Source organism: Deltaproteobacteria bacterium, from assembly GCA_026712905.1.
In the GTDB taxonomy this organism is placed as follows: domain Bacteria; phylum Desulfobacterota; class Binatia; order UBA9968; family JAJDTQ01; genus JAJDTQ01.
Map to the genome: position 1 here is coordinate 58,724 of JAPOPM010000241.1, position 7,118 is coordinate 65,841.

Consider the following 7,118-nt stretch of genomic DNA (forward strand, 5'->3'; position numbering starts at 1 on the left):
CGTCGTGAACGCCTATCGGAAGAGTCTCGATCTCATTTTCAATCTGAGCGGCCGCGAGACCGACCTGCGGCACGACCTGCGGCTCGAACGCGTGTCCGCGGCCCTGGCGCTCTTCGACAATCCCCAGCACCGCTTCTGCGTCTGTCACGTCGCCGGGACCAACGGCAAGGGCTCCACCGCGGCGATGATCCACGCCGTCCTTTCGGCTCAGGGTCATCGCGTGGGCCTCTACACCTCGCCTCACCTGGAGGCGTTCACCGAACGCATCCGTGTCGGCAGGCGGCCCATCCCTCAGGCCGCGGTGACCTCCCTGGTGCGGGAGGTCGCCGAAAAGACACGGCAAGCCTCCATCGCGCTCACGTTCTTCGAGTTCGTCACGGTCATGGCTTTCCTGCACTTCGCGCGGCAAGAGGTGGACGCGGCGGTGGTGGAGGTGGGGCTGGGCGGCAGGCTGGATGCCACCAACGTCGTCCGGCCGAGCGTATGCGTGGTGACGACGATCTCCCGGGACCACGAACGTTTCCTCGGCACGCGCATCGGAGATATCGCGCGGGAGAAGGGCGGCATCATCAAGACCGGAGTCCCGGTGGTGTTCGGCGCCTTGCCGCCGGCCGCCAAACGCATGCTCCACCGCATCGCGCGCGAACGGGAAGCGCCGATCCGCGAGTGGCGCAAGGATTTCTCGGTCGTGCTGCGCCTGCCGGACCGGTTCGACTACCACGGCCGGGAGTGGCGCCTGGAAGGCTTGCGCCTGGGCTTGCGCGGCGAGTATCAACGGCATAACGCGGGGGTCGCCTTGGCGGCGCTGGAAATCCTGAACGCGGTCCTGCCCGTGAGCGCGAAGGCGGTCCGCCGCGGACTGGCTTCGGTGCGCTGGCCGGGGCGCTTCGAGCTTCTGCCGGGAATCCCCCCGGTGCTGCTGGACGGGGCCCACAATCCGGGCGGGGTCGAGACCTTGGTGGACGAAGTCCGGGGTCTCTTCGGCGACCGCAAGGTGCGCCTCTTGTTCGCCAGCATGGGGGACAAGGGCTGGCGGTCCATGCTGCGGGCGCTCTGCGCCGTGTCCCGGGAAGTGGTGTTGACTCGCAACCCGTCTCCGCGGGGGGCGGCGCCGGAGGCCCTCCGCGCGGCGGTGCCGCGGGGGCTGCCGGTGACGGTGACGGAAGATCCCGCCGAGGCCATCGCCAGGCTGATGAAGGACCGCCGGCGGCACGATGATCCGATTCTGGTGGCGGGGTCCTTGTACCTCGTGGGCGCGGTGCGCGCGGTCGTGTTGCGCCGTCGGCGCGACCAGGCCGCCGCCACCGTGACGCGGGACAACGCGAGCGCGGCCGGGAGGGGTCCGCGCCGATAGGGCCGCGCGGCGGCCCGGTGCGAGTCGACGGCATCGATCATGCTTCTGTGGCGTTCATCTCCGTGGCGTTCATCCATGGCGGCGTGGGCGGCGGCGTGCTGGTGGACCTTCCTCCCCGTCGCGCTCGTTCACGCCCAGTCTCCGGACGTCGGTGAACCCATCGAGGTGTCGGCGGAAGACACCATCGAGGCGACCCCTCACACGATCCGGGCGCGCGGCAGCGTCGAGATCCGGCGGGGCGCGACGGTCTTCGGGGCCGACGCGGTGGATCTCGACCACGCGCGGCGCACGCTGCGGGCGCAAGGATCGGTACGGCTCGACGATCCCCGGTACCGGCTTCGGGCCACCGAGCTGGAGATGAACCTCGACGACGAGACCGCCACGATTCTCGACGCGGAAGTGTTCGTCGAGGAGGGGCGCATCCGTCTCGGCGGCAGCCGGGTGGAGAAGTTCACCGGGCAGACCTACGAGATCCGGGACGGACGCTTCACCACCTGTCTGTGCGAGGAAGGCGCTTCGCCGTGGCGCATCGCCGCCGGGAGGCTGCGCCTGGAGGAGGGCGCGAAGACGGTGGTGAACGACGCCACCTTCTACGTGTACGACGTCCCGGTCCTGTATCTGCCTTACGCGTCATTTCCCTACCTCACGGAGCGCACCACCGGCCTCCTGGTCCCTTCCTTCGGCTGGTCCCGCCGCGACGGGTTCCTCTACCGGCAACCGTTCTTCTGGGCGCTGGACAAGAGCAATGACGCCACCCTCGATCTCGCCGTCGAGTCCAGGGCGCGCGTCGGCCTGAGCGCGCAGTATCGCACCGTCCTGGGCCGGACCACCGCCGCCCGGTTGAATCTCTCCTACTTCAACGAGCGCATGCGCGGAGCGACGCCGGCCGACGACACCGGCATCGCCGATCCGGCGATTCCCCTGGGCCGCTGGAGCGTGCGCGGGATTCACCGTCATGGTCCCGCGGCCGGCTGGGCGACGTTCAGCGACATCGCCGTCTACAGCGACAGCGTCGCGCCGCGGGAACTGGCGGAGTTCCTCGTCTCCGGTGCGGACGAGGAGGACATCCTGCGGACGAGCCGGTACAGCGCGTCACGACTCGGCTTTCAGTGGCATGGGACGGACATGGCACTGACGGGGGAGGCGGACTACGTGCAGGACCTCGTCCAGCCTCAGAGGCACGCGCTGCACCGGGTCCCCGACCTCTCCTTCACCGGCGCCCGCGGGCTCGGCCACGGTCTCGGCCTTGAATGGGGCGCGCGGTTGACCCACTACCAGCGCGAGCAGTGGCCGGACGGCCTGCGGGTGGACGTGCGGCCCGAGCTCACCTGGCGGGCCGCTCCGGTGCGTCACTTCCGCATGGACACCCGCGTGGCGTTGCGCGAGACCCTCTACCGGCTCGATACCGTCGAGGGCGGTTTCGCTGCGGCGGGCGGCCACACCGGCGGCCTCGCCCGCAACGGTGCGCGGGAGCTGATGGAATTCCGCTGGCGGCTGACCACGGCGCTGAGCCGGACCTACCGCTGGAACATCGGCGGCTCGAACCGGGTCCGGCACGTGCTGGAGCCGGCGGTGGAGTACCTGTTCATTCCCGCCACGGATCAGGACGAGTTGCCAATATGGGACCCGGTCGACCGCGTCCGGCGCCGCAACATACTGACGGTCGCCTTGAACAACCGCTTCTGGGGCTCCCTCGAGGGGTTGGAAGCACCGGCTCCAGGCGGCGGTTCCGAGGAACCCGACGTCCGCGCCCCCCAGTCGACCGTCGCGCCCTTCGGCCGCGCCTTCGTCACCGCCAGTCTCGACATCGACAAGGCGCGCGCGGGTGAGGACGGTCTCTCCGAAGTGGGTTTGGGCTTGTCACTGGATCCCGTCAGCCGCTTGCACGCGTCCCTGGACCTGGGAATGGAGCCCGGTCCCTGGAACCTCCGAAGGGCCGCCCTGGAGTTCTCGCTTTCCGACGCCGCGCCCGTGGAAACGAGCGTGCCCGACCGGGACTTCCGGCGACCCAGCAGCTTGTCCCTGGGGTATCGGTTCATTCGGGCAAATGCCCTGTCGCCCCTGGCGCACCACGCCAATCTGGATCTCCTGGCGGACTGCCCCGGGGACCCCCGATGCACTCCGCGGGACTCCTTGAACGGCGTGCACGCCGGCGCCGTGCTGCGGGCGACGGACAGGATGCTGCTGCTCTACGATGGCAACTACGACGGCGCCGAGGGCCGGTGGGACGGAAACGAACTGGGAATCAAGTATCTTTCCGGATGCGAGTGCTGGACCTTGACCCTGTCCGTGGAGCAGCGCACCAATCCGGACCGGACGAGCATCGGCTTCAAGTTCGACCTTCTCGGCTTGGGAACCTGAACGGCCCGTATTTTGCGTTTCCCACGGGCATGACCTTCAAGACGCTGTGGATTGTCGCATGGCTCCTGACATGGCTTCTTCTGCAAGACCGGCCGGCGCGGAGCCAGCCGGCGGAACCCCCCGCGGAAGCCTCCGGCGCGGCGGTGCGCGACGCCGGCGGTGATCACGCCGATGACGCCGGCACGGTGACCCTGAACTTCGACGGCGCCGATCTGGTCGACGTCATTCACGTCTTCGCGCGCCACTTGCGCTTCAATTTCACCATCGACCCGGATGTCCGGGGCGCCGTCACCATCTTCAGCGGCCAGCCCGTGCGGCGCGCCGACCTGCTGCCGATCTTTCACGAGCTGCTGCGCATCCACGACGCCGTCGCCATCCGGCAGGCCGGCCTTTACCGGATCACCACCGTTGCCACGGGGCTCGGGGCCGCGTCGCCGGACGGCCGCGGAGACGCGGGGTTCGCCATGCGCATCACCCCCGTCCGGTTCTTCCCGGCGTCGGCGATGAAGGGGCTGCTGGCGCCGTTCCTCGGCGCGGGCGGGACGATACTGGAGCACGCCCGCGGCAACTATCTGGTTATCGTCGATCTGCCGTCAAATATTCGCCGTCTGGTTGAGATCATGGAGTTGATCGACGTCGAGGTGTTCGCGGGCACGCGCATGGACCTGTATGAGCCCAGGGCGGCCAGGGCACAGGATCTCGCGCGCGAGTTGTCCGCCGCCATGCGCCTTTTCGCCGCCGCCGAGATGCAGGGCGATGCGTTCGCCGCCCGGTTCCTGCCGTTGCCGCGGATCAACCGGCTGCTGGTGGTCGCCTACAGCGAGGCGGCCCGGCGCTACGTGCAACGCTGGCTCGAACGCCTCGACGTGGCCACCCGGACTCCGGGACGGAAGGTGTTCATCCGGCCCGTGGAGAACGGCGACGCGGTCGCGCTCGCACGAGTGCTCAACGAGTTGTATCGACCCGGAAACCGCTCCGCCGGGAAGGCGAAGTCGCCGTCGCGCCGGCGCGGGCTCGATGACCTGCCCGAGTTGTACGCCGCCGAAGAAGCGCTCGACGCGAGCGGAACCAACGGCCTGGGCGGAGACCCCACTCTTGGCGGAAATCCGGCTCGCGCGCTACGGCTGGGTCCCGGCTCGGCGCCGGCGGGGCCGGGGTCCTCGGCGACCGCACGGCCGGCGGCGGCGAACGAAGATGTCGGGGCTCCGAGCGAAGGCGTCCGCGTGGTGGCCGAGCCCGCCACCAACTCGCTCGTCGTCCTGGCCACGCGCCGGCAGTTTCTTGGGCTTGCCGAGGTCCTCGCAAAGCTGGATGCGGTTCCGCGTCAGGTGCTCATGGAGGTGCTGGTGGCGGAGGTGACGCTCACCGACGAGTTCGCGCTGGGAGTGGAACATGCCCTGTCGAAAGGCGGCTTCTTCCCGCCCGCCGCGGCGGACGAGAACACCGCCGGCGCACCCCTGGGCACGGGTTTTCAGGCCCTCGATTCGGGCTTCACGTCCATTGCCGACACGGGCCGCGACTTCCGGGTGTTCGTCAACGCGCTCATGCAGGACGCGCGGGTCAAGGTGCTGTCGTCCCCGCACCTGCTGGCGCTGGACAACCGGCCCGCGCGGATTCGCGTGGGCAGCGAGCAGCCCGTGGCCACCGGGATGGTGGTGTCGCAAGAGGCGCAGGCGACCACCACCACCATTCAGTTCAAGAACGTCGGGCGGATCCTGACCATCGTCCCGCGGGTCAACGATGCCGGTCTCGTGAACCTCCAGGTGCGGGTCGAGGTCAGCGACGTCGGTGAGCGGGTCACGGTGGGGGGGCAGACCTTCGATGCCTTCAACGTACGGGACGCGGAGACCACCGCCGTCCTTCAGGACGGACAGACCCTGGTCATCGGCGGCATCATCACCGACGAACTGCGCAAGACGCGGGTCGGCATTCCCCTGCTCATGGACATTCCCGTGCTGGGGCAACTCTTCCGCACCGACCTGGAACGCGCGGGCCGAACCGAGTTGGTCATCCTGATAACCCCCCGTGTCATTCGCAACCCGGAGGAAGGCGAGGCGGCGACGGAACGGTTCCTCGCCAAGGTGCGGGCTGTCCGCCGTGAACTGGATCGGCGCGAACCCCCCGAGTCGTCATTCCCGCGAACGCGGGAATGACGACTCGGAGACACCGTTGCCTCGGGAGTTTTGACACATTCTGTTTCGCGGGAATGACGATTCGCAGGGCCTAGTGTCGTGTCCCGCAAATACCTGGCATAATTTGCTGGTCTTTTCTGCGTTGAGTGTTGGTTTTTGACTTGTTTATCAATATGTTAGGAATATTCTGATTTGAGCCGTAATCGGTATGTAACCCCATTCAATCAAGACCCAGTGTTTGCCAAGCGTACTCAAGTCAGTTTGGAGCCTCGGGGAAAGTCACCGTAGCGCCCCGCCGGGCTGGGGTCAATCGCTGGTTTCGTGTCCAGGTGACGCTGGAGCGGTTCGACCGGGGACGGTCGGGGAAAACCCGCCTGTCAATTGACGGTACCGATGCTCAGACTTTCGTTCTGAGCGCCAACAGCACCGTTATGTCGATTAGTTCGGTGCAACGTGCCGCGCCAGACGCCGTTGCCACCGCACTCCCGTGCGCTCCGACTTCTCCTCTGGTATTGACGGATGAATGAAGGCATTCTGAACATTCAGCAAAACTCACCGCTAAGGTCAAGCTCACCCTGTACAAACGCGCCGTAGACGCCCTCGAACCCCAGGACAAGCCCTGGATCGCCTGGGACGACAGGCTGCCGGGGTTCGGGGTAAGGGTGTATCCGCCGGGGTCCAAGGTGTACGTGGTGCAGACCCGTCACCGGGGGAAGTCGAGGCGGGTGACGCTGGGGCGGCACGGGGTGCTGACGGCGGACGGGGCGCGGCGCGGGGCGGCGCTGGCGATCTCGCGGATCAAGAGCGGTCAGGAGCCGGAGGAGAAGGCGCCGGGGACGGTGGCGGAACTCGCCGCGCGCTATCTCAGGGAGCACGTGGAGGTGCGGTGCAAGGCGAGCACGCAGCGGGGAGGAGCGACCCGACGTCCTCTCCGAAACGTGAACTTCTACACGCGGGCAGGGCGAGGGAACGGCGCCGGCATTTCTGCGGCCGGCCTTGTGGATGATATGGGCTTCGTCGCGTCGACGATTGGCTGGCGAGACGTTCGGTGGCCTCTACGGTTGGGATCGGTTGTTGGGGTTCCGTCACGTTAACGGCCGCACGCCGGGGCGTCGATCCCGTCTCTCTCGCGCACCGGACCCCGGCGCGAAGCTCAGAACGAATTCGCCGCGATGAACTCGTCGATCCGATCGAGCAATTCGGCGAAGCGCGGGTTGTAGGTCAACCGCGCCAGCGGTTCTCCCTCGGGAATCGCCGCCGGGTTTCGGCCG

Annotated in this window: 4 protein-coding genes; all 4 read left to right on the top strand. The window is 67.9% G+C overall.

Annotated features, from left to right (window positions below):
• Window positions 1–4: 4 nt before the first annotated feature.
• Window positions 5–1,354 carry a bifunctional folylpolyglutamate synthase/dihydrofolate synthase gene (locus OXF11_20565; GenBank protein ID MCY4489482.1) on the top strand — a complete coding sequence of 450 codons (1,350 nt, stop codon included), beginning with the start codon at window positions 5–7 and terminating at the stop codon, window positions 1,352–1,354.
• Between the two features lie 75 nt (window positions 1,355–1,429).
• Entirely contained in the window at window positions 1,430–3,715 is a 2,286-nt protein-coding gene (lptD, locus tag OXF11_20570; protein ID MCY4489483.1) for an LPS assembly protein LptD, read from the top strand.
• A gap of 29 nt (window positions 3,716–3,744) precedes the next feature.
• Window positions 3,745–5,868: a type II secretion system secretin GspD gene (gene gspD, locus OXF11_20575; GenBank protein MCY4489484.1), complete on the top strand. Its 2,124-nt coding sequence runs from the start codon at window positions 3,745–3,747 to the stop codon at window positions 5,866–5,868.
• Window positions 5,869–6,422: 554 nt separating this feature from the next.
• Window positions 6,423–6,941, top strand: coding sequence for an Arm DNA-binding domain-containing protein (locus OXF11_20580; protein ID MCY4489485.1), 519 nt, complete (start codon window positions 6,423–6,425; stop codon window positions 6,939–6,941).
• Window positions 6,942–7,118 lie beyond the last annotated feature (177 nt).

What these genes read in the sequence shown, in the direction of transcription:
- lptD (MCY4489483.1), top strand. Translation starts at nt 1,430, where the DNA reads ATGGCGGCGTGGGCGGCGGCGTGCTGGTGGACCTTCCTCCCCGTCGCG.
- gspD (MCY4489484.1), top strand. Translation starts at nt 3,745, where the DNA reads ATGACCTTCAAGACGCTGTGGATTGTCGCATGGCTCCTGACATGGCTT.